Genomic DNA, 18,568 nt, shown 5'->3' on the forward strand with positions numbered 1-18,568 from the left:
GGGTTGTCTCATTAATAGTGACCTTGTCTCAGTCCCGGTGCGGCCCATAAAGGGGATAGTGACGCTGGCGAATGCGGGCGATCAGCGCCCTCAGCTCGGGCTCGAGCCCCCGATCTTCCAGCAGCGGGGCAAACTCGGCTCGCACCTGCGCGACCATGGCGGCCAGCGCCGTGCCAAGCGGACGGGTGAAGGGGGTGGGCCGGGCGAGGCGCAACTCCACCCCCTGCACCGCCGCCAGCAGGCAGGCGGCCGCCACCTGTTCGGTCAGGGTCAGCACCCGCAGCACATCGCGCGCCGCTATGGTGCCCATGCTCACCTTGTCCTGGTTGTGGCACTCGGTGGAGCGGGAGAAGACGCTGGCGGGCATGGTCTGCTTGAGCGCCTCCGCAGTCCAGGCCGAGACACCGATCTGCACCGCCTTGAAGCCGTGGTTGATCATCTGCCGCTCCTCTGGCGCGCCGGAGAGGTTGCTCGGCAGGCCGCCGTTGAACTTGCTGTCCACCAGCTGGGCCAGCTGGCGATCCAGCAGGTCGGCCAGGTTGGCGACAGCAGCTTTCATGCTGTCCATCGCCATGGCGATGTGGCCACCGTAGAAGTGGCCGCCGTGCATCACATGCTCACCCTCCCCGTCGATCAGCGGGTTGTCGTTGGCGCTGTTGAGCTCGTTTTCGATGAGCTGACGCCACCAGGGCAAGCTGTCGGCCACCACCCCGATGACATGGGGGGCGCAGCGCAACGAGTATCTGTCCTGCAGCCGGTCGCTGTGGCGCGGCAGCTCGCCGGCCACCAGATCTTCCCTCAGCCAGGCCGCGATGCCTTGCATGCCGGGGTGTGGCTTGGCGGCAAACAGCCGCTCGTCGAAGTGGAAGGCGTTGCCCCCCATGGCGACGCTCACCAGGGCGGTGATCCGGGTCGCCAGCCGCATCAGGTAATCGGTGCGGGCATAAGCGAGGCAGGCCAGCGCCGTCATCACCGAGGTGCCGTTCATCAGCGCCAGCCCCTCTTTCGGCCGCAGGGTCAGGGGGGTGACCCCCAGCTCCCGATAGACCTCGGAGGCGGGGCGCAGCACACCATCGTGATGAAGCTCGCGCTCCCCCACCAGCACGGCGGCGACGTAGGAGAGCGGGGTGAGATCGCCGCTGGCGCCCACCGACCCCTCTTCGGGAATGCGCGGCACCAGATCCTGCTCCAGCAGCCAGCAGAGCCGCTCGAGCAAGGCCGGGCTGACCCCGGAGACCCCCTGCGCCAGCGAGCAGAGCCGGGTCGCCAGCACGGCGCGGGCGGCATCGAGCTCGAGATCCGCCCCCAGCCCGCAGCCATGGAAGCGGGTCAGGTGCAGCGGCAGCTCAGGCACCAGCTCGGTCGGCACCGGCCGGGTCACCGAGTCGCCGTAGCCGGTGGTCACCCCGTAGATGACCCCCTCTTCGGCCAGCAGCCGGTCGAGAAAGTCGGCGCCCCGCTGGATGCGGGCCATGAAGGCGGGATCCGGATTCAGTGCGGGGGTGGCGCGCCCTTCGGCCAGCGCCACCACATCCTCTATGGTCAGCGGCTCGGCGCCGAAGGTGACCCGTCTCATCTCACTCTTGTTCATCGGTCAGCTGCCAGAAATCAAAAAAGTTGAACCAGTCCAGCGGGGCCTGCAGGCAGTGATGCTGCAGGCGATCGGCATAGGCCTGCACCCGGGACGCAAGAATCTGTTGACGCCCCTGCCGTGGCAGGGGTTGGCCGTCGGCAAAGGGTTCGAAATGCACCCGAAAGCGGCCCTGCTCCTTGAGGCCGAACATCAGGTAGACCGGGCAGCCCAGCACGCTGCTGAGCACGAAGGGCCCGAGCGGAAAGGGCGCCGGCGCGCCGAGGAAATCGGCCCAGATAACCCGCTTCTCCCGGGTCACCGAGGTGCGATCGCCGACGATCACCACCCACTCCCCCCGCTCCAGCTTCTCCTTGAGCAGGATGGCGGTATCGGCCCCCAGCTCCTGCACCTGGATCAGGTTGAGGTGCGAATCCGGGTTGATCTGTTTGAGCAGGGCGTTGAAGCGGGCCGCATGGCGGGTGAACACCAGCGCATTGATGCGCAGCCCCTGCTTACGGCTGCCAAGGGCACGGCACAGCTCCAGATCGCCGAGGTGGGAGCCCAGCAGCAGCACGCCCTGACCGCTGTTGATGGCCGTCTGGTAGTGCTCCGCCCCCACCAGCTCCACCTCTTGCTCGGTGATGTCGCCGCGCCAGCCGGCCAGCTTGTCGAGCGCCGCCTCGCCAAAGCGCAGGAAATGGCGAAAGCTCGATCTCGGCTCGGCGGTCAGCGCAACGCCCTGCGCGCTGGCGAAACGCTCGAGGCGGGCCAGATAGGCCCGGGATGCCTCCCGTTGGGCGCGGCCGGTCAGCCAGAAGTAGCCGATGACCGGATAGAGCAGCAGGGAAAACCCGCGCCGCCCCAGCAGGCGATAGCTGGTCAGCATGATCTGCATGCCGAGCAGCGATCCCCGCTCCGGGGTGCGTGACCAGTGGGTGCGCCGCTCGCGCCACAGCTGCGCCGCCCGGGTGCCGAGGCGGCGGGGCCAGCGGCAGAGGCGCAGCAGCTGATCCCACAGCAGGCGGCACACCAGCCGGGTGTGCATCCAGGAGATGTCGCGGTTGTCGCGCCAGAGCTGGAAGTGGGAGCTGCCATCAGCGGGATAGATGACCCGGGTCGGCACGAAGCGCACCGCCACCCCGGCCCAGTAGAGGCGCACCATCACCTCGGTGTCGAAATCCATCCGCCGGCCGAGCGCCACCCGTTCGAGCAGCGCGCAGGTGGCCGCCACTGGATAGACCCGAAAGCCGCACATGCTGTCCTTGATGGCGAACGACAACGTCTCGATCCAGACCCAGACATGGGTGATGTAGCGGCCGTAGAGGCGCCCCTTGGGCACGGAATCATCGTAGAGCGGGCGGCCGGAGACAAGCGCCGCCGGGTGCTTGTCCGCCTCGGCCAGCAGGGCCGGAATGTCCGCCAGATCGTGCTGGCCGTCGGCATCCACCTGCAGGGCGTGGCTGAAGCCGAGTGCATGGGCGCGGCGCAGCCCCGTCATCACGGCGCCACCCTTGCCCTGGTTGTGGGGGTGGCGCAGCAGGGTGACCCAGGGGTAACGCGCGGCCAGCGCATCCAGCTCGGCGGCGGCGACCGGCTCGCTGCCATCGTCGACCAGCAGGCAGGGCAGCCCGTATTCGGCCAGCCGTGCCAGCACGGCAGCCAGCGGGCCGGCATGGTTGTAACAGGGGATGAGAATGCAGGGCGTCATGGGATCAGCCGCACCCGTCCGCTGCTCGCCGGCTCATCGCCGAGCAGGTACTGAAAGAGGAGCTGGCCCTTGTCCGCCTGCCACTGCAGGTGCAGGCTGCACTCGGCCCCGGGGCGCAGGGGGCGCTGGAACTTGAGCTGATCCACCCCGTGAAACGGCTGCGCCAGCTTGAGCAGGCTGGCAGCATAGTGCATCACCCAGTGGATCTGGGTAACCCCGGGCAGCAGGGGCGCACCGGGAAAATGGCCTGCAAACCAGGGCAAATCGGGATCGAGCCGCAGTTGCAGGCGCACCCCGTCGGCCAGCGTCTCGCAGGCCAGCACGGTGGGCAAGGTGTTCGCTGGCAGAGAGTCAACCGAGAGGCTCATCGAACAGCTCCTTGAGTTGTGGCCAGGGGCGCTTGCCCTGGGCGTTGACGGGCATCTGTGCGACCCGGCGCACGCTGCGCGGCAGGGCGACCGGCTCGAGCCAGGGACGCAGCTGCTGGCGCAGGGCCAGCAAGAAACGCCCGGGCCCGAGCTCGGCCCAGCGGGCGGCGCCCAATTCGCTCAGCACCAGCACGGCGCCGAGGATCTGGCGCTGGCCCTGTTGCAGCGGCAGCACGGCGGCTGCCTCCACCTCCGCCAGTGCCTGCAGGCGCGCCTCCACCTCGTCGAGGGAGATGCGCTTCTCCTCCAGCTTGACCACCCGATCCTGGCGGCCCAGCAGCTCGAAACCGCCCTCGTGCAAGGCGATGCGATCGGCGCAGGCCAGCCACTCCGCCGTCGGCAGGAAGGGGGAGCGCAGCAGCAGGCTCTGATCCGGGCCGACCCGCACCTCGACCCCGGGCAGCGTCGTCCAGGGGGTATGTACCAGGTGGCGCTGGCGCCAGCCGATGCCGCCGGTCTCGCTGCTGCCGAAGATCTCTACCGGCAGCTGACCGAACAGCAGGTTGGCCCGCTGGGCATCGCCCGGTTGCAGGGGACCGCCGGAGGAGACGATCAACCGGCAGCCGGCGGCGGCAATGGCCGGATCGAGCCGGCTCAGAAACGCAGGGGAAGCGATCAGGCACCAGGGGGCCGTTTGCAGCGCCAGCTGCTCCGGGTAGTCGATGCTGCGACGATCAAAGGGGCGGCCGAGGCCAAGCGGCAACAGAATGCGAAACAGCAGGCCGTAGATGTGCTGGTGACTGACGCTGGCCAGCACCCGGGTGTCGGCCAGCCGTTCACCCCACAGTGCCATCTGCACCCGCAATTCCGCCTCCAGCTGGGGCCAGGCCTTGGGGATCGCCTTGGGCTCGCCGGTGGAGCCAGAGCTGAACAGGGTGAGATCGAGGCGCTCGGGCGGCAGAGTTGCGCCGTCTACCCCCGGTTCGTCATCCACCACCAGCAGCGGCAGCCTGAGCTGCGTCGCCATGAGCGCCGCCCCCGGCAGCTCGCCGTCGGTGAGCAGGCCGTCGAACTCGCTCTGCAGCGCCTGCAGACCGGCCAGTCGCTGATGGCCCGGAAGGATGGCCCTGTGCCCGCCGAGGGCGCAGGCGAGCAGCGCCTGAGTAAACAGCAGGCTGTCATCGAAGCAGAGTGCCCAGCGCATGCCGGGCCGATCTGGGCCAGCCAGACGGGCCATGGCCAGCGCCAGCTGCTGGCTGCCGCGACGCAGCTCGGCCAGGGTCACTTCGCCATCCGGGCCGAACGCCACCACGCGCTCGCCGTCCCGCTGCCAGATAGTTTGCAGCAGGGTCATGGGGCCAGCCTCTTGAGCAGGCGGCGGCGTACCAGATACTCAGCGCCCATCAGACCGCCCATCAGGGCGTAGCTGATGAGGCCGTTGTAGAGGCTCCAGAGCGCCAGATCCCCGTGCCAGATGGTGAAGGCCGCCAGCGCGCCGTTGATGACGAAGAAGCCGCACCATACCTGGGTCACCCGCCGGGTATAGCCGATGGCTGCCGGCGGCAAAGCGGGATCCTGCAGGCGGGCCAGCCGCTCCACCAGGCTCATGGGACGGGTCAGGCTCCAGCCGAACAAGCAGAGCAGCGCCAGGCTCACCGCCAGCGGATAGTAGAGCAGCCAGTGCCGGGCGCTGAACAGGGCCGACAGCAGGGTCAGTCCCAGCCCGATGCAGGCCAGCAGGCGGCCCAGCCAGAGCCACTCCGGCAAGGGGCCGAGCCGGACCCGCCCCTTGAGCAGGCCGGGCAAGAGTCGCAGCGAGAAGATGAGCAGCAAGCCGAGCAGCAGCGGGGTCTGACCGGCGTGGGTCAGCCCCCAGTAGACCGCCAGCGGGTAGAGCAGCAGGGCACCACCGGCCAGCCAGGAGAGCCAGCGCATCATGGCAGGGCGTGCACCGGCATCAGGCGTCTGCCAACAGACGTTCGACCGCATCCACCACGTCGTTGACACTGCGCACCGACTTGAACTCTTCCGGCTTGATCTTCTTGCCGGTCAGCTTCTGCAGGTGCACCACCAGATCGATGGCGTCGATGCTGTCGAGCTCGAGATCCTGATAGAGACGGGCCTCGGGGGTGATGGCCTCTTCGTCGACCTCGAACAGCTCGACGAGGGCGGCCTTGATCTGGGCAAAGATGTCGTCACGGGTCATGGCTCAGGCCTCCCCTTTCGACTGGGCCTGCACCAGGGCGACCAGCGCCGCGACGGAGGCAAAATGACGACGGGTGTTTTCATCCTCGGCGGAGAGCACGATGCCGTAGCGGCCCTTGATGGCAAGGCCCAGCTCCAGCGCATCGATGGAGTCCAGCCCCAGGCCGTCACCGAACAGCGGCGCCTGACTGTCGATGTCGTCAGGGGTGAGCCCCTCGAGGTTGAGGCTGTCGATGATGAGTTGTTTTATCTCTAGATGCAGGTCTTGCATAACTGTTCCACATGCTGTCATTGGGGCCCCGGTTGCAGGGCCTGGGTGAGAAACCGGGTCAACTGGCGGGCGGCCAGCGCACTGCTCTGGCCGGTGGCGACCACCTCGTCCGCCGCCACTTGCTGCAGGAATTCTATGGTGAAAATCGGCTTATTTTCCGGGATCTTGAACCATTTGTCCTGCTTGGTGAGAAATCGGGTGCTGCAGTGGATCCGCACCAGTTGCAACGGCACCTGGCTGCGCACCGCCAGCTGGGCCGCGCCGCGCTGCAGCTTGATGGGTTCGCCCGGGGTGGTGCGGGTTCCCTCCGGGAACACCAGCAGCAGGCCGCCGGCCCGGATCCGCCCCTGGCACAGGGCCAGCAGATCCTCGCCTGCCACGTTGGGCAGGTAGTCGGCGGCCCGCACCACGCCGCCGATGAAGGGGTTGCGCCAGAGGGACTGCTTGACGATGCAGTCGCACACCGGCATCTCGGCCGCCAGCATGACGTAATCGAGCAGGCTGGGGTGATTGGCCACCACCAGGGCACCGCGCAAGTGGGCGGGCATGCCGCTCACGCGGTAATCGAGCACTCCCCAGCCGCGCAACACGCCGAGAAACAGCCGAAAGCTGTGGCGAATGGTGAGCTGGGCCAGGGTACGACGCCGCTCGCCGCGCAGACAGAGCGCCAGCAGCGGAAACCAGCACAGGGAGAGCAGCAGGCCGCCCACCCCGAACAGGGTGAAGCCCAGAGCCGTGCCGATCAGCCGCCAGCCCCGGTTCAGCAACGCTGCCATCTCCATTCCTGACGGTCATCAGCGAGGATCAGGGTCGGCTCTCCTCGCAGCAGGGCACGCCAGCAGGCCAGACTCTGCGGCAGCGGGCGGGCAGCCGACTCGGCGGTGCGATGCGCCCCCGCGCAGCGCCACTCTTCGCCCGCCGTCAGCACCAGCCCCAACGCATGGGGTGGCGCCTCTTCCGCCAGCCAGGGGTGGTGAAACGCGGGCACCGGCCCCTCGAAGGCCACCAGCAACACCCGGCGGGCGCCGGCCTGCAGGGCGCAGACCGCTTCGGTCAGGCCCGCCATCAGGCTGTTCTCCCCCGCGGCCAGCGAGGTCATGGGGATGGCGGCCTTGCCCTGGATGGAGCAGAGCCCGGCGGCGGTGTTGTGCACCGACATGGAGAAATCGGTGGGCGACAACGCCTGCCCGTCCGCCAACGCCTGCAGCAGGGTCATGGAGCGGGCCAGCTCGCCGTGACGGCTGACGAAGACGGCACTGTCTATCTGGTGGCGGGCCAGCAGGCTCAGCCCCACCTGCACCGCCAGCCGGGCGCCCTGACTCAGGCGGCGCGCCATCATCATCGGCAGCAAGGGGGTGGCGGGAAACGGCGGGTCGACCGGCCAGCGGCCCTGCTGCGCCCACGCCTGCCAGGCAGCCTCATCTGCCAGACCGGGTGACAGGGCCTGACTATCCAGCAGCGAGAAAGAGAGCATGTTTCGGGCAACCTGTCCTTACATCGATGGGTGGACGCGAAGACGATAAAAGGCACTCACCCGGCGGGCAGTGCCTGCTCCACGACATTGAATGACGTCATCGGCTTAATACCGGCGGATAATACCATTATTCATCAAAAATAATAGCCAGCGCAGATTATCAACCGCCTTGGTGATTGAAAATAAACTATTTGTGTTGTCTCATTGCCACGCTCAAATTGATGAATATCCTTCCCAAGGAAAATATTATGAAACTCATTAATAAAATATCCCTGCTGCTGGCCTGTGCCCTGCTTGCCGCCTGCTCCACCAGCCAGCCAATTCGCAATATGGCAGCCAATCCGGTGCCCTTCAATCTCACCGAAGAACAGGTGGCCAATGCCATTATTACGGCCGGCATCAGCAAGAGCTGGGTAATGCGCCAGGAGCAGCCAGGACTAATTCGAGGCCAGGTCAATGTGCGCCAGCATCAGGCGGTGATCAATATTCCTTATAGCGCTCGCGATTATTCCATTAATTATGTGAGCAGCGTCAATCTGGACGACAAAGGCAAGGGCAGCATCCACCGCAGTTATAACCGCTGGGTACTGGGTCTGAACCAGGCCATTCAGGCAGAACTCGCCCGCCCCCAGAGCCGCTGATCCGGCAGGAGCCACCCCGTGAATCACTATCAGGCGGATCCCTACAATGCGCTGGAAGCCATCAGCGAGGCCCAGAAAATCGCCTTCGGGCCCATGCTGTTTCAGGCCAGCTGGTGCCTGCGTGAAACCGGGGTGCTGGCCTATCTAGAGACCCGCGGCTCGCGGGGGGCCGCGCTGGCCGACATCGCCCAGGCGTGTCAGCTCAGCGAATACGGCGCCGGCGTGCTGCTGGACATGGGGCTCGGCGGCGGACTCTGCTATCTGAGCGAGGAGCACTATGTGCTGGGCCGGGTCGGCAAATACCTGCTGCACGACGCCATGAGCCGGGTCAATCTCGACTTCACCCAGCACGTCTGCTATCAGCCTCTCGCCCACCTGCTCGATGCCATCCGTGACGGCACCCCGGCCGGTCTGCAGGAGTTCGGCCCCTGGCAGACCCTCTATCCGCACCTGAGCGAGCTGCCCGAACCGGCCCGCCGCAGCTGGTTCGCCTTCGATCACTTCTACTCCGACTGGGCCTTCCAGCAGGCCCAGGACAAGGTGTTCGGCTACGAGCCGCGCCACCTCTACGATCTGGGCGGCAACACCGGCAAGTGGGCCATCGCCTGCGCCAGGCGGGATCCGGCGCTGCAAGTCACCATCCTGGACTTGCCCGAGCAGCTGGCGCTGGCCCGCAGCAACATCGAGGAGGCGGGGCTGGCGGCACGGGTGCATGGCCACCCGGTGGATCTGCTGCAGGCGGGCCCCCTGCCCGGCGAGGCGGATATCTGGTGGATGAGCCAGTTTCTCGACTGCTTCAGCCACTCGCAGATCGTCGCCATCCTGAACCGGGTCCGGCTGGCCATGAAACCGGACGCCCGGGTCTGCATCCTGGAGCTGTTCTGGGACAGACAATCCTTTGAAGCCGCCAGTTTCAGTCTCAACGCCACCTCCCTCTACTTCACCTGTCTGGCCAACGGCAACAGCCGCTTCTACCACTCCAAACAGCTGTACCAGTGCCTGCGCGAGGCCCACTTTCACGTGGAGGCCGAGCACGAGATCCCGGGGCCGGGCCACACCCTGCTGGTTGCCCGCCCGTTGCACACGAGGCCATAATGCCGCCATCGGCATGGAGATGATGATGAAACGAGAAGGAGCACGGCATGAGGCGTGACTGCATGACCCTGATGGCCCTTGTCCTGACCCTGGGCAGCCTGCTCGGCGGCTGCGCCGACATCAAGGAGGCGGGCAGAACCGTGGGGCACACCACTCGCAACGTGACCCGCGAGATTGGCCACACCACCCGCGACGTGACCCGGGAGATCGGCCACGGCACCCGGGATACCGTCAAGAAGGTCGGGGATGAACTGAGCAAATGAAAACAGGGGCCGCGGCCCCTGTTTTCATGGTGCTCATGACCAGGCTCAGTTGCCCCACATGGCCATCATCTGAGACTCCATGGCCTCTTCCTGCTCATCCGGCAGCTCGGCGAAGAAGTCCAGCCCGGTCTGCTCCTCCACCGCATCCACCGTCACTATGTAGTCTGCCAGCTTGCTGGCCGACACGTTCTGCTGCGGCAAGATGAAGGCGATCGCCTCCTTGTTGGCCACATCCATCACCACCCGGTAATAGGCGTGGGGCACGGTCACGCCGTTGCCGATGGAGGCGTCGGAGTTGGTGAAGATGGGGCCGGTGATCACATAGACATCCTGATAGGCGATGGCCCACTGCCGGGTCTTCTCCTCCAGGATGCGCCAGGCCCCCTGGTTGAGCGCCGGCAGTTGCGGGGTCATGTTGGTCAGCAGGAAGCTCTGCTTCATGGTGGTGGCGGTGGAGCGCATGTCCGCCGCTGGCGCCTGATGGCCACGGTCATAACCGGAGCCCTTGTAGTCGGCCAGGGTGGCGCGGAACTGCACCGGCACCTCCTTGTCCTCGGCAAAGGCATCCTTGCGCGGCACCTGGCCCTGGGCGCTGGCGGCCGTCATCCGGTAAGAGACCCAGTCAGAAACCTTGGTGTCGTAGTTGTAACCGGCGGCATAGCCGTCCCGGCACAGCAGTTGACTGGATTGGCTGGGCACCCCGAGCTTGACGTGATCCTTGCATTGGAAGCCCGCCGCCAGGCTCGGGAAGGTGGTGAGAGTGAATCCGATAGCCAGAACTAATTTATTGATATTATTCATTATTATGCCACTCCTTGTATTAGGCGGAGTGATTTGACACCAGGTCGGATGAGTAAGGCAATCGAACAAATTGTGAGCGTGTCGGAAATGTGAAGAGGGCTGCAAATCGGTAAAATCGGCGTCGCCAGCTGGGGGATTGTCATCCTTTTGTCATTGTGTCAGTGCAGCAACTTTGACTGGCTTATCAGATAGATAGGCATGAAAAAGCGGAGCCGGTGGCTCCGCTGCAATCATCACTCCCGCTCAGCTCTTGACCTGAGGCCTGGGGGTATCGGGTTGGGAGGGCGGCAGAATAGGCAACACGATTTGCGGCTGCTCGCCGGTCAGGCTCTTGAGGTAGGCGGTCATGTCGTCCGCCTCCTGCTCGCTCAGGGTCTGGCCGAGCTGGATGTCCGCCATGACCTGCACCGCCTCCTTCAGATCCCACACCGAGCCGTCGTGGAAGTAGGGATAGGTCAGCTCGATGTTGCGCAGGGTCGGCACCTTGAACCAGCCGATGAACTGCTTCTCGCCGGTCACCCCACCGCGTCCCTGGGCCGGGTTGTCGGTCTTGAACGGCTTGACCAACCCCATCTTCTGGTAGGAGTTGCCGCCGATGGCCACCCCGTTGTGGCAGGCGGTGCAGCCCTTATCCTTGAACAGCTGATAGCCCTTCAGCTGCTGCGCGGTCAGCGCCTTGGCATCCCCCTTCAGCCAGCGATCGAACGGCGCATTGGGGGTGACCAGGGTCTCCTCGAAGGCGGCGATGGCATCGGTCACCTCGTCGATGCCGAAGTCCGCCTTGCCGTACACGGCGCTGAACCGGGCCCGGTACTCGGGCAGTGTGTGCAGGGTCTCCACCGCCAGCTTGTGGGTGAAGGCCATCTCCAGCGGGTTCTCGATGGGGCCCGCTGCCTGCGCCTGCAGATCCTTGGCGCGCCCATCCCAGAACTGCACGAAGTTGAGGCTGGAGTTGAGCACGGTGGGCGAGTTGATCGGCCCCTCCTTCCACTTGTGGCCGAGGGAACTGACCTGGTTGTCTACCCCGCCGGTCGCCAGGTTGTGGCAGGAGTTGCAGGAGATGGCGTTGGATTTCGAGAGCCGCGGCTCGAAGAACAGCATCTTGCCCAGCTCGACTTTTTCCGGTGCGCTCACCTTGGCCGCTTCCACCGGCTGGATCGGCTCGTTCGCCCACCCCATCCCTGGCAGGCCCAGCGCCAGCAACAGACAATATTTATTCATTTTTTCTCTCTCCCTTGTGGCTGTGCATAACAGCAGCCTCAGCCTGCCCGGGAAAGCCTGTGCATTATTTGTTCAAGATCAAATGAGACCAACAAAAACCACATTAAAAACAATGAATTAATATATTACAGACGGACTGGTGGCGGGGACTTGCGCGGCAAAGAAGAGCTGAATTCTGATGAATGAATTATGAGCAAATTCATCTGCGATAACAGCCAATTAATTAGATTGCTGTCATTGAATAAAGCGATTATTCAATATGCAGAGGTGACCGCCCATTATTTAGATTCATCTTGAATGCATCATAAATATCGTCGGCGATCACCCAGCCAATAATAAAAATACCGTCTGACCTTCTGTATCCCGCAATTCAGATGATGCCTTCCGTTATTTCCTCGTCAATGCAGGAAACGGATCGCCGTGCTTTTCAATCAAGATAAGGATGCATGATGAGAAAGTCCCTGTTGGCCGTCACCCTGTTGCTCTGCCCCACCGCCTTCGCCGCCACCCCCCATTGGGAATACAGCGGTGAGGCCGGCCCGGCGCAGTGGGCCAGACTGACCCCGGAATTTGGCCAGTGTGCAGGCAGCAACCAGTCGCCGGTCAACCTCGACGGTCTGGTCAAGGCCGAGCTGGCCCCGCTGCAGTTTCACTACCTGGCGGGGGGCCGCAGCGTCACCAACAACGGCCACACGGTGCAGGTCGACTATGCCCCGGGCAGCAGCCTTGAGCTCGACGGCATGCGCTTTGAGCTCAAGCAGTTCCACTTCCACGCCCCCAGCGAAAACCTCATCAAGGGCCACTCCTATCCGCTGGAGGGGCACCTGGTGCATGCCAACGCCAAGGGTGAGCTGGCGGTGGTGGCGGTAATGTTCGAGCCGGGCCAGGCCAATGCAGCCCTGAGCCAGGCCTGGCAGGTGCTGCCAGCCAAGGCGGGCGAGATCCACGCTCTCAATGAGCCGATCTCGGCCGAACAACTTCTGCCCATCAAACACGACTACTACCGCTTCAGCGGCTCGCTGACTACGCCGCCCTGCTCGGAAGGGGTGCGCTGGCTGGTGATGAAGCAGCCGGTGCAGGTGAGCCAGGCCCAGATCGACGCCTTCAAGGCGGTGATGCACCACCCCAACAACCGCCCCGTGCAGCCGCTGCACGGTCGGCTGGTGCTGCAATAACGCCCCCCGGCGACTCATAGAGCCGACATGAAAAAAAGAGGGCCCACGGGCCCTCTTTTCCATTCTCCACGAGCCGTTACAGGCTGGCGGCGATGCGCGCACCCAGCGCGGCGTTGTTCAGCACCAGCTGGGTAATGTTAGCAGCCAGCGAGTTGCCGCCGGTCAGTTCACGCACCAGAGCCAGCAGTTACAGGCAGGCTGCGATGCGAGCTCCCAGCGCGGCGTTGTTCAGCACCAGCTGAATGTTGGCCGCCAGCGAGTTGCCGCCGGTCAGTTCGCACACCCGAGCCAGCAGAAAGGGGGTGGACTCCTTGCCCTTCACCCCCTGCTCGTCCGCCTCTCGCAGTGCCTGGGCAATGGCGGCGTCGATGTCGGCCTTAGGCATGGCAAACTGGGTCGGGATCGGGTTGGCCACCACGGCGCCGCCCGCCAGCCCCAGCTCCCACTTCAGACGCAGTGCCTCGGCGATTGCCGCCGGGCTCTCGAGGCGGTAATCCACCTTGAAGCCGCTCTCGCGGGTGTAGAAGGCGGGCAGCTCCTCGGTCTGGTAGCCGATCACCGGCACCCCCTGGGTCTCCAGGTACTCCAGGGTCAGACCGATGTCGAGGATCGACTTGGCACCGGCGCAGACCACGGCCACCGGGGTCTGGGCAAATTCCTGTAGGTCGGCCGAGATGTCGAAGGTCTCCTGGGCACCGCGGTGCACGCCGCCGATGCCGCCGGTGGCGAACACCCGGATCCCGGCCATGGCGGCGATGATCATGGTGGAAGCCACCGTGGTCGCCCCCAACCCCTTGTTGGCCAGAACGAAGGGAATGTCGCGGCGGCTGCACTTGGTGGCGGCATGACCGGCCCGGCCCAGCGCCTCCAGCGCCCCCTCATCCAAACCCACCTTGAGGCGGCCATCGATGATGGCGATGGTGGCCGGCACGGCGCCGTTGTCGCGCACAACCTGCTCGACCTGGCGCGCCGTCTCCACGTTCTGGGGATAGGGCATGCCGTGGGAGATGATGGTGGACTCCAGGGCCACCACCGGCTTGCCGGCGGCCAGCGCGGCGGCAACTTCAGGTTGGATATCGAGGTAAGCGTTCAACATGGGTACTCCTCCAGCATGCGTTCAACGGCGGCCTTGGATAGGCCGGAAAAGACGGTATCGGAACAATTGACGGTGAGGGCGGCGCAACCGAGGGCGAACCGGGTTGTCTCCATGATGCCCTGCTCCTGCAACCAGGCGTGGGCCAGCCCTGCCATGAAGGCATCGCCGCCGCCGGTCACGTTGACGACCGGGCTGCCGAGCACGGGCAGATGGCCCTGGCACTCCCTGTCGCTATAGAAAATCCCCTGATCGCCGAGGCTCAGGAACAGCCGCTGCACCCCGGCGCGGTGGAACCAGGCCGCCACCATGGGCCAGGTGTCGGGCCCGGCGATGGTGAAGCCGCACAGCTGCTCCGCCTCGCTGCGGTTGGGTTTGAGGGTGTGGATGCGATGCAGCCAGGGGCGGATCTTCTCCACCTTGGCCACCGAGACGGTGTCAACGAAGATGATGTGCTCCCCCTGGCGCTCGAACAGCCAGTCGAGGGTGTGGGTGGCGAGGTTGGTGTCGAGCACCCAGAGCCGGGCCGCGCCGAGAAAACCGCTCAAGGGGGTGAGCCGGGCCGGGGTGAGCTGCTCGATGATCGCCATGTCGTTGACGGCGCAGCTCATCTCGCCGCTGCCATCGTGCAGGCTGAGGTAACAGGAGGTCGCCTGGCCATCCAGCATCAGCACCTGGCGCACGTCGACGCCAGCGCGCTGGGTCACGTCCAGCAGATGATGGCCGTATTGATCGTTGCCCACCGCGCTCAGCAGCCGGGTGTCGGTGCCGAGCCGCGCCAGGTTCTCGGCGATGTTGCGCCCCACCCCGCCAGCCGAGGTACGCACCTTGCCCGGGTTGGAGTCGCCGATGCGCAGGTTGTCGTGGCTGCAGCCGCAGATATCCATGTTGGCACCGCCGATCACCACGGCGTAGGGCCCTTCGCGCAGCACATAACCGCGCCCCTGCACATAGCCCTGGCGCATCAGGCTGGAGATATGGCTCGCCAGCGCCGAGCGGCTGATGCCGAGCCTGTCTGCCAGCTCCTGCTGGGCAATCATGGGGTCCTGGCGCAGCAGGGCGAGGATCTCTTGCTCACGTTCCGTCATAGACAAACATCCAGTTACAAACGTTTGTCTATTATTTACGAAAAACGTTTACTCACCATCGTCTCGTGCAAGAATTGTCGGCTTGCGCACAAAAAGCAGACGATAGGAAGCAAGCGAATCTCGGCCTCTACCTGTCACTTTTTCTGCGTTTGCCGGCGGGCACGGCTTATAATGCCGCCGCCACAGAGGAGAGCGAGATGAGAGAGTCAGATCACGAATGCCTGCCACCACAGGGGGATGAGTCAACGCCACACGGCGAGGCAGGCTATTGCTGCATCGGGCTGGTCAACCCCAAGTCACCGGAGAACGTGGGGGCCGTGATGCGTGCCGCCGGCTGCTACGGGGCGGACGAGGTCTACTACACCGGCAACCGCTTCGAGCTGGCGCGCCGCTTCGTCACCGATACCAAGCAGATGGTGGAGAAGATCCCCCTGCTCGGGGTCGACGATCTGATGGAGATGGTGCCGCTGGCTGCACGCCGGTGCTGGTGGATCTGATCGAGGGGGCCACTTCCCTGCCGGAGTATGTGCACCCGGAACGCGCCTTCTACATCTTCGGCCCGGAGGACGGTACTCTGGATCCCGCCCGCTTCAAGGCGGTGCAGGAGGTTATCTACGTCCCGACGCAAGGCTGCATGAATCTGGCCGCTTCGGTCAACGTGATCCTCTACGACCGGCTGGCCAAACAACTGCGTGCCAAGTAAGCAGGAGATGATCTACGTAGCCACACACAAGTGCAGCATGAGTCTGGCGACCCCGATCAACGTGATCCTCTATGACCGGCTGGCCAAGCAGCTGCGTGCCAAGTAAGCAGCAAATGCTCTACGTAGCCACACCCAAGGGCTGCATGAATCTGGTGGCCCCGGTCAACGTGATCCTCTATGACCGGCTGGCCAAGCAGCTGCGTGCCAAGTAAGCAGGAGATGATCTACGTAGCCACACCCAAGGGCTGCATGAATCTGGTGGCCCCGGTCAACGTGATCCTCTATGACCGGCTGGCCAAACGTTCAAGAACGGAGCAGGCAGAGCAAGAAGGTCTCTTGAGCGCCCATACCAGCAAGCCAGTGGATGTTACGGGACTCAGACTCTGATGGAGAAAGTACTGTTTGGCGGCAGCACATTTGGGATGGGACTGGCATTGGCGACTGCAGGTGTGGCCTGCGACTCGCCAGCTACGGGCTCACCTGTTCTGGCCTCTTCCGCCCGCAGACGCGCTATCTCGGCCATGATCTGCTCCAGCTGCTGACGCAGCATATTCATGTGATCTTGCCGCGCTTTTTCAGCCTGAGGATCTGCCTTCTCCTTATCTTCCTTCTGACTGGCCAGCTCTTTTAGATGCTCCCTGATCTTGGCAGCTTTGGCCTCCAGCTGGGCCACTCGCCCCTGAGGTTCATCAGACTTGGTGTAGGCATCGGGACGGCTGATGGCGCTGGATGGCAGGGACACTTGCATATGCTCTCTCTTCAAGGCGGTTGAACCCCTATTATCGACAGCTAATCGATATATTTAAGGCTCAATTGTCACCAAACTTCAGCCTCTGCTCCTGCTCTTCGATAAAATCACGATAGTAGTCATAGAGCCGGTAGCGCCGGTATATCTCGGCCAGGGTGCCGTGTCGCACCAGGTTGGCCATACCTTGATCCCAGAGCTGTTGCAGGCTGCGCCCCTTCTCGGTATCGGCAAAGATGGGATAAGTCGGGACCCAGCGCAGGAAGATCCGCTGCATGTTGGCGGGGATGGCGTCCGCCGAGTAAAGCACCCCGGCGGTCAGGTAGTAGCGATAGCGCTCCTTGGCCAGCAGCTGCAGCGCCATGTCGTGGCTGTCGATCTCGTGCCAACGCATGGAGACCGGTATGTACTTGTCAAAGGCCCAGCCCCGCAGCCATACCACCCCCTGCCCGCTCAGACTGTGCTCCCCTTGCCACTGAGGCCGCCACTTATTGAGCATCAGCACCGTCAGATCATCGGCCGAGGCGGGATGACGGGGTTGCAGCACACCGCTCACCTCGTCCCGATAGACCCCCATCGCCATGTCGCCCCCTTTCTGGGCGATCACCGCCAGGGCCCGCTTGTAGGGCACGATGCGCGGGATGACCTGGTAACCGTTGGGCTGATAGATGGCCCGCACTATGTCCAGATAGACGCCCCTGCCATCCGGCTGGCAGAAGCCCGGCCAGTCATCGCAATAGACATCGAGGGGATCGGCCCGACCCGGCCAGCAAATCAGCAACGTCAATGAAAGCAACAAACGAATCATGTCTTACCGTTTCTCCGCAGGCGATGCCATTTGCAGCCGCGCCCAAGCCATTTCCCATGATATGAAGATCTGACGGCAACGCACCTCTTTTTCCCGGTTTTGCGAGCGAGTCGAGGGTTATTGCCCGCTGAATCGGTATTATTGACAATAAGATTCATTAGTAACCCAACATAGGGGAGCCTTCATATGCCATCCATTAAAACCCTGCTCTGTCCGGTCGATTTTTCCCAGATGTCACAAGCCGTGCTCGACTATGCCGTCTTCATGGCCCAGAGCCACCAGGCCGAACTCAAACTGGTCCACGTGGTGGATCAACTGCACGGCTTCGACAGCTACAAGATTCTGCACATGACCGCCATCGAGATCACCCACGAGATGGAGCGTCAGGCCAAGAGCCAGATGAAGGAGCTGGTCGCCAGCCTGCCTATTCCGGCCACCTTCGAGGTGCGCTTCGGTCGCGCCGCCGACGAGATCGTCGTGCAGGCCAAGGAAGAGAAAGCCGACCTGGTGGTGATGGGCAGCCACGGCCGCTCCGGCATCAGCCATCTGCTGGTAGGCAGCGTGGCCGAGTCCGTGGTGCGCCACGCCCCCTGCCCCGTGCTGGTGGTGCGCAAGTAGCCGCCACGTCTCACTGTAAAAGGCCAGCATCTGCTGGCCTTTTTATTTGGGCTCGCGGCAGGCCTCAGCCGTGGGCGTAGATGACGCTGCCCCCCTTGATGATGTCGATGATGGCCCTGGACTGCTCCTTGGGCAGTGCAGGGCAGCCCCAGCTGCGGCCCAGTTTGTCATATTTGCGCAGATGGCGCGGGCTGGCATAGTCGGCGCCGTGCACCACGATGGCGCGCTTGCGGGCATTGCTGTTCTGGCCAGGGCTGAGGCCGTCGAGGCGCAGCGAATAGCCGTGCTTGCCCTGATAGGTCTCGGCGGTGCGATAGACCCCGAGCGAGCTCTTCATGGAGTTGAACTGGTTGGAAAACTGGTTGGCAGCCAACTCGCCCGAGTTGCGACCATGGCTGACCCAGGTGTGGTAGAGCAGCTTGTGGCGCTTCACGTCGATGACGAACAGCCGGCGCATGGTCGAGGGTTTGCTGTAGTCGATAATGGTGAGAATGGGTTTGCGCTTGTGGCGCACGCTCTGGTAACTGGTGATGGCCTTGCGAAATACCTGTTTGTCGAGCTTGCCGGCCAGCCCCAACTGGCGGTAGAGATCCTGATCCCAGCTGGCGTGGCTGTTGCTGCTAAAGCAGAGCGCCCCCAGCAGCAGCAGCGGCAACCCCAGCCAGAGCGCCCCCCAGCGCTTCATCCAATCTGTTTGCTTCATCCTTGAATCTGCTCC

The 18,568-nt window shown here is 64.1% G+C and carries 24 protein-coding genes and 2 pseudogenes; 9 read left to right on the forward strand and 17 right to left on the reverse strand.

All coding sequences use genetic code 11. The features are described from left to right. Positions 1-28: 28 nt before the first annotated feature. From ACPDZI_RS16795 to ACPDZI_RS16835, 9 genes are read right to left on the reverse strand one after another with little or no spacing between them, the layout of a single operon-like run. Positions 29-1,591, reverse strand: a complete 1,563-nt coding sequence (locus ACPDZI_RS16795) for an HAL/PAL/TAL family ammonia-lyase (RefSeq protein ID WP_438833509.1) — start codon at positions 1,589-1,591, stop codon at positions 29-31. After that, positions 1,578-3,281, reverse strand: coding sequence for a glycosyltransferase family 2 protein (locus tag ACPDZI_RS16800; RefSeq protein ID WP_438833510.1), 1,704 nt, complete (start codon positions 3,279-3,281; stop codon positions 1,578-1,580). The genes ACPDZI_RS16795 and ACPDZI_RS16800 overlap by 14 nt, the downstream gene beginning before the upstream one ends. Continuing rightward, entirely contained in the window at positions 3,278-3,649 is a 372-nt protein-coding gene (locus tag ACPDZI_RS16805; protein ID WP_323967043.1) for a 3-hydroxyacyl-ACP dehydratase FabZ family protein, read from the reverse strand. The genes ACPDZI_RS16800 and ACPDZI_RS16805 overlap by 4 nt, the downstream gene beginning before the upstream one ends. Continuing rightward, a complete protein-coding gene (locus ACPDZI_RS16810; protein ID WP_438833511.1) occupies positions 3,633-5,003 on the reverse strand; it encodes an AMP-binding protein in 1,371 nt (456 codons plus the stop codon). Before ACPDZI_RS16810 ends, ACPDZI_RS16805 begins: the two co-directional genes overlap by 17 nt. Further along, entirely contained in the window at positions 5,000-5,587 is a 588-nt protein-coding gene (locus ACPDZI_RS16815) for a hypothetical protein (RefSeq protein ID WP_016351791.1), read from the reverse strand. Before ACPDZI_RS16815 ends, ACPDZI_RS16810 begins: the two co-directional genes overlap by 4 nt. Positions 5,588-5,606: 19 nt before the next feature. Further along, positions 5,607-5,855, reverse strand: coding sequence for an acyl carrier protein (locus ACPDZI_RS16820; protein WP_011707160.1), 249 nt, complete (start codon positions 5,853-5,855; stop codon positions 5,607-5,609). A 3-nt stretch (positions 5,856-5,858) separates the two neighbouring features. Then, positions 5,859-6,125 (reverse strand): phosphopantetheine-binding protein, encoded by a 267-nt coding sequence (locus ACPDZI_RS16825; RefSeq protein WP_005297932.1) that lies wholly within the window; start codon positions 6,123-6,125, stop codon positions 5,859-5,861. Between the two features lie 17 nt (positions 6,126-6,142). Next, entirely contained in the window at positions 6,143-6,901 is a 759-nt protein-coding gene (locus ACPDZI_RS16830; protein WP_219312302.1) for a lysophospholipid acyltransferase family protein, read from the reverse strand. Further along, positions 6,886-7,599, reverse strand: coding sequence for a beta-ketoacyl synthase chain length factor (locus ACPDZI_RS16835; protein WP_438833512.1), 714 nt, complete (start codon positions 7,597-7,599; stop codon positions 6,886-6,888). Before ACPDZI_RS16835 ends, ACPDZI_RS16830 begins: the two co-directional genes overlap by 16 nt. A 176-nt stretch (positions 7,600-7,775) precedes the next feature. On the opposite strand from ACPDZI_RS16835, the gene ACPDZI_RS16840 reads away from it, so the two are divergent. The 3 genes from ACPDZI_RS16840 to ACPDZI_RS16850 are packed head-to-tail and all read left to right on the forward strand — an operon-like array spanning position 7,776 to position 9,598. Further along, complete coding sequence (locus tag ACPDZI_RS16840) at positions 7,776-8,240, forward strand: hypothetical protein (protein WP_438833513.1); 465 nt, start codon at positions 7,776-7,778, stop codon at positions 8,238-8,240. 18 nt (positions 8,241-8,258) lie between these two features. Continuing rightward, entirely contained in the window at positions 8,259-9,335 is a 1,077-nt protein-coding gene (locus ACPDZI_RS16845; RefSeq protein ID WP_438833514.1) for a methyltransferase, read from the forward strand. Between the two features lie 47 nt (positions 9,336-9,382). Beyond that, complete coding sequence (locus tag ACPDZI_RS16850; protein ID WP_408798240.1) at positions 9,383-9,598, forward strand: hypothetical protein; 216 nt, start codon at positions 9,383-9,385, stop codon at positions 9,596-9,598. Between the two features lie 45 nt (positions 9,599-9,643). Here the strand turns inward: ACPDZI_RS16850 and ACPDZI_RS16855 are convergent, their stop codons facing one another. Beyond that, positions 9,644-10,399, reverse strand: coding sequence for a DNA/RNA non-specific endonuclease (locus tag ACPDZI_RS16855; RefSeq protein ID WP_408798239.1), 756 nt, complete (start codon positions 10,397-10,399; stop codon positions 9,644-9,646). 243 nt (positions 10,400-10,642) lie between these two features. Next, complete coding sequence (locus ACPDZI_RS16860) at positions 10,643-11,620, reverse strand: cytochrome-c peroxidase (protein ID WP_241417364.1); 978 nt, start codon at positions 11,618-11,620, stop codon at positions 10,643-10,645. Positions 11,621-12,069: 449 nt separating this feature from the next. Between ACPDZI_RS16860 and ACPDZI_RS16865 the strand changes: the two genes are divergently transcribed. Beyond that, complete coding sequence (locus tag ACPDZI_RS16865; RefSeq protein WP_336989084.1) at positions 12,070-12,795, forward strand: carbonic anhydrase; 726 nt, start codon at positions 12,070-12,072, stop codon at positions 12,793-12,795. A gap of 76 nt (positions 12,796-12,871) precedes the next feature. On the opposite strand, the pseudogene ACPDZI_RS16870 reads toward ACPDZI_RS16865, so the two are convergent. The 3 genes and pseudogenes from ACPDZI_RS16870 to ACPDZI_RS16880 form a co-directional block, all read right to left on the reverse strand. Beyond that, positions 12,872-12,982 (reverse strand): annotated as a pseudogene (locus ACPDZI_RS16870) (pseudouridine-5'-phosphate glycosidase); the annotation flags it as partial. Continuing rightward, on the reverse strand, positions 12,983-13,891 hold the full coding sequence (locus ACPDZI_RS16875) for a pseudouridine-5'-phosphate glycosidase (RefSeq protein ID WP_438833515.1): 909 nt from the start codon (positions 13,889-13,891) through the stop codon (positions 12,983-12,985). It abuts the pseudogene before it with no gap. Then, complete coding sequence (locus ACPDZI_RS16880; RefSeq protein WP_438833516.1) at positions 13,885-14,976, reverse strand: PfkB family carbohydrate kinase; 1,092 nt, start codon at positions 14,974-14,976, stop codon at positions 13,885-13,887. The genes ACPDZI_RS16875 and ACPDZI_RS16880 overlap by 7 nt, the downstream gene beginning before the upstream one ends. 197 nt (positions 14,977-15,173) lie before the next feature. On the opposite strand from ACPDZI_RS16880, the pseudogene ACPDZI_RS16885 reads away from it, so the two are divergent. The 4 genes and pseudogenes from ACPDZI_RS16885 to ACPDZI_RS16900 all read left to right on the forward strand — a co-directional run bounded on the left by ACPDZI_RS16885 (position 15,174) and on the right by ACPDZI_RS16900 (position 16,066). Then, positions 15,174-15,679 (forward strand): annotated as a pseudogene (locus tag ACPDZI_RS16885) (RNA methyltransferase). Between the two features lie 7 nt (positions 15,680-15,686). After that, complete coding sequence (locus ACPDZI_RS16890; RefSeq protein WP_236662822.1) at positions 15,687-15,785, forward strand: RNA methyltransferase; 99 nt, start codon at positions 15,687-15,689, stop codon at positions 15,783-15,785. A 7-nt stretch (positions 15,786-15,792) separates the two neighbouring features. Next, positions 15,793-15,891: an RNA methyltransferase gene (locus ACPDZI_RS16895; RefSeq protein ID WP_207136570.1), complete on the forward strand. Its 99-nt coding sequence runs from the start codon at positions 15,793-15,795 to the stop codon at positions 15,889-15,891. A 7-nt stretch (positions 15,892-15,898) separates the two neighbouring features. Further along, a complete protein-coding gene (locus ACPDZI_RS16900) occupies positions 15,899-16,066 on the forward strand; it encodes a hypothetical protein (protein WP_207136881.1) in 168 nt (55 codons plus the stop codon). Here ACPDZI_RS16900 and ACPDZI_RS16905 read toward each other — a convergent pair. After that, entirely contained in the window at positions 16,056-16,427 is a 372-nt protein-coding gene (locus ACPDZI_RS16905; RefSeq protein WP_076360488.1) for a FlxA-like family protein, read from the reverse strand. The genes ACPDZI_RS16900 and ACPDZI_RS16905 overlap by 11 nt on opposite strands. 61 nt (positions 16,428-16,488) lie before the next feature. Next, positions 16,489-17,232 (reverse strand): hypothetical protein, encoded by a 744-nt coding sequence (locus ACPDZI_RS16910; protein WP_168966539.1) that lies wholly within the window; start codon positions 17,230-17,232, stop codon positions 16,489-16,491. 186 nt (positions 17,233-17,418) lie between these two features. Between ACPDZI_RS16910 and ACPDZI_RS16915 the strand changes: the two genes are divergently transcribed. After that, positions 17,419-17,850 (forward strand): universal stress protein, encoded by a 432-nt coding sequence (locus tag ACPDZI_RS16915; protein WP_060389869.1) that lies wholly within the window; start codon positions 17,419-17,421, stop codon positions 17,848-17,850. Between the two features lie 64 nt (positions 17,851-17,914). On the opposite strand, the gene ACPDZI_RS16920 is transcribed toward ACPDZI_RS16915, so the two are convergent. After that, positions 17,915-18,553 carry a murein L,D-transpeptidase catalytic domain family protein gene (locus ACPDZI_RS16920; protein ID WP_438833517.1) on the reverse strand — a complete coding sequence of 213 codons (639 nt, stop codon included), beginning with the start codon at positions 18,551-18,553 and terminating at the stop codon, positions 17,915-17,917. Between the last annotated feature and the right edge of the window lie 15 nt (positions 18,554-18,568).

This window comes from Aeromonas oralensis, assembly GCF_049665575.1.
In the GTDB taxonomy this organism is placed as follows: domain Bacteria; phylum Pseudomonadota; class Gammaproteobacteria; order Enterobacterales; family Aeromonadaceae; genus Aeromonas; species Aeromonas hydrophila.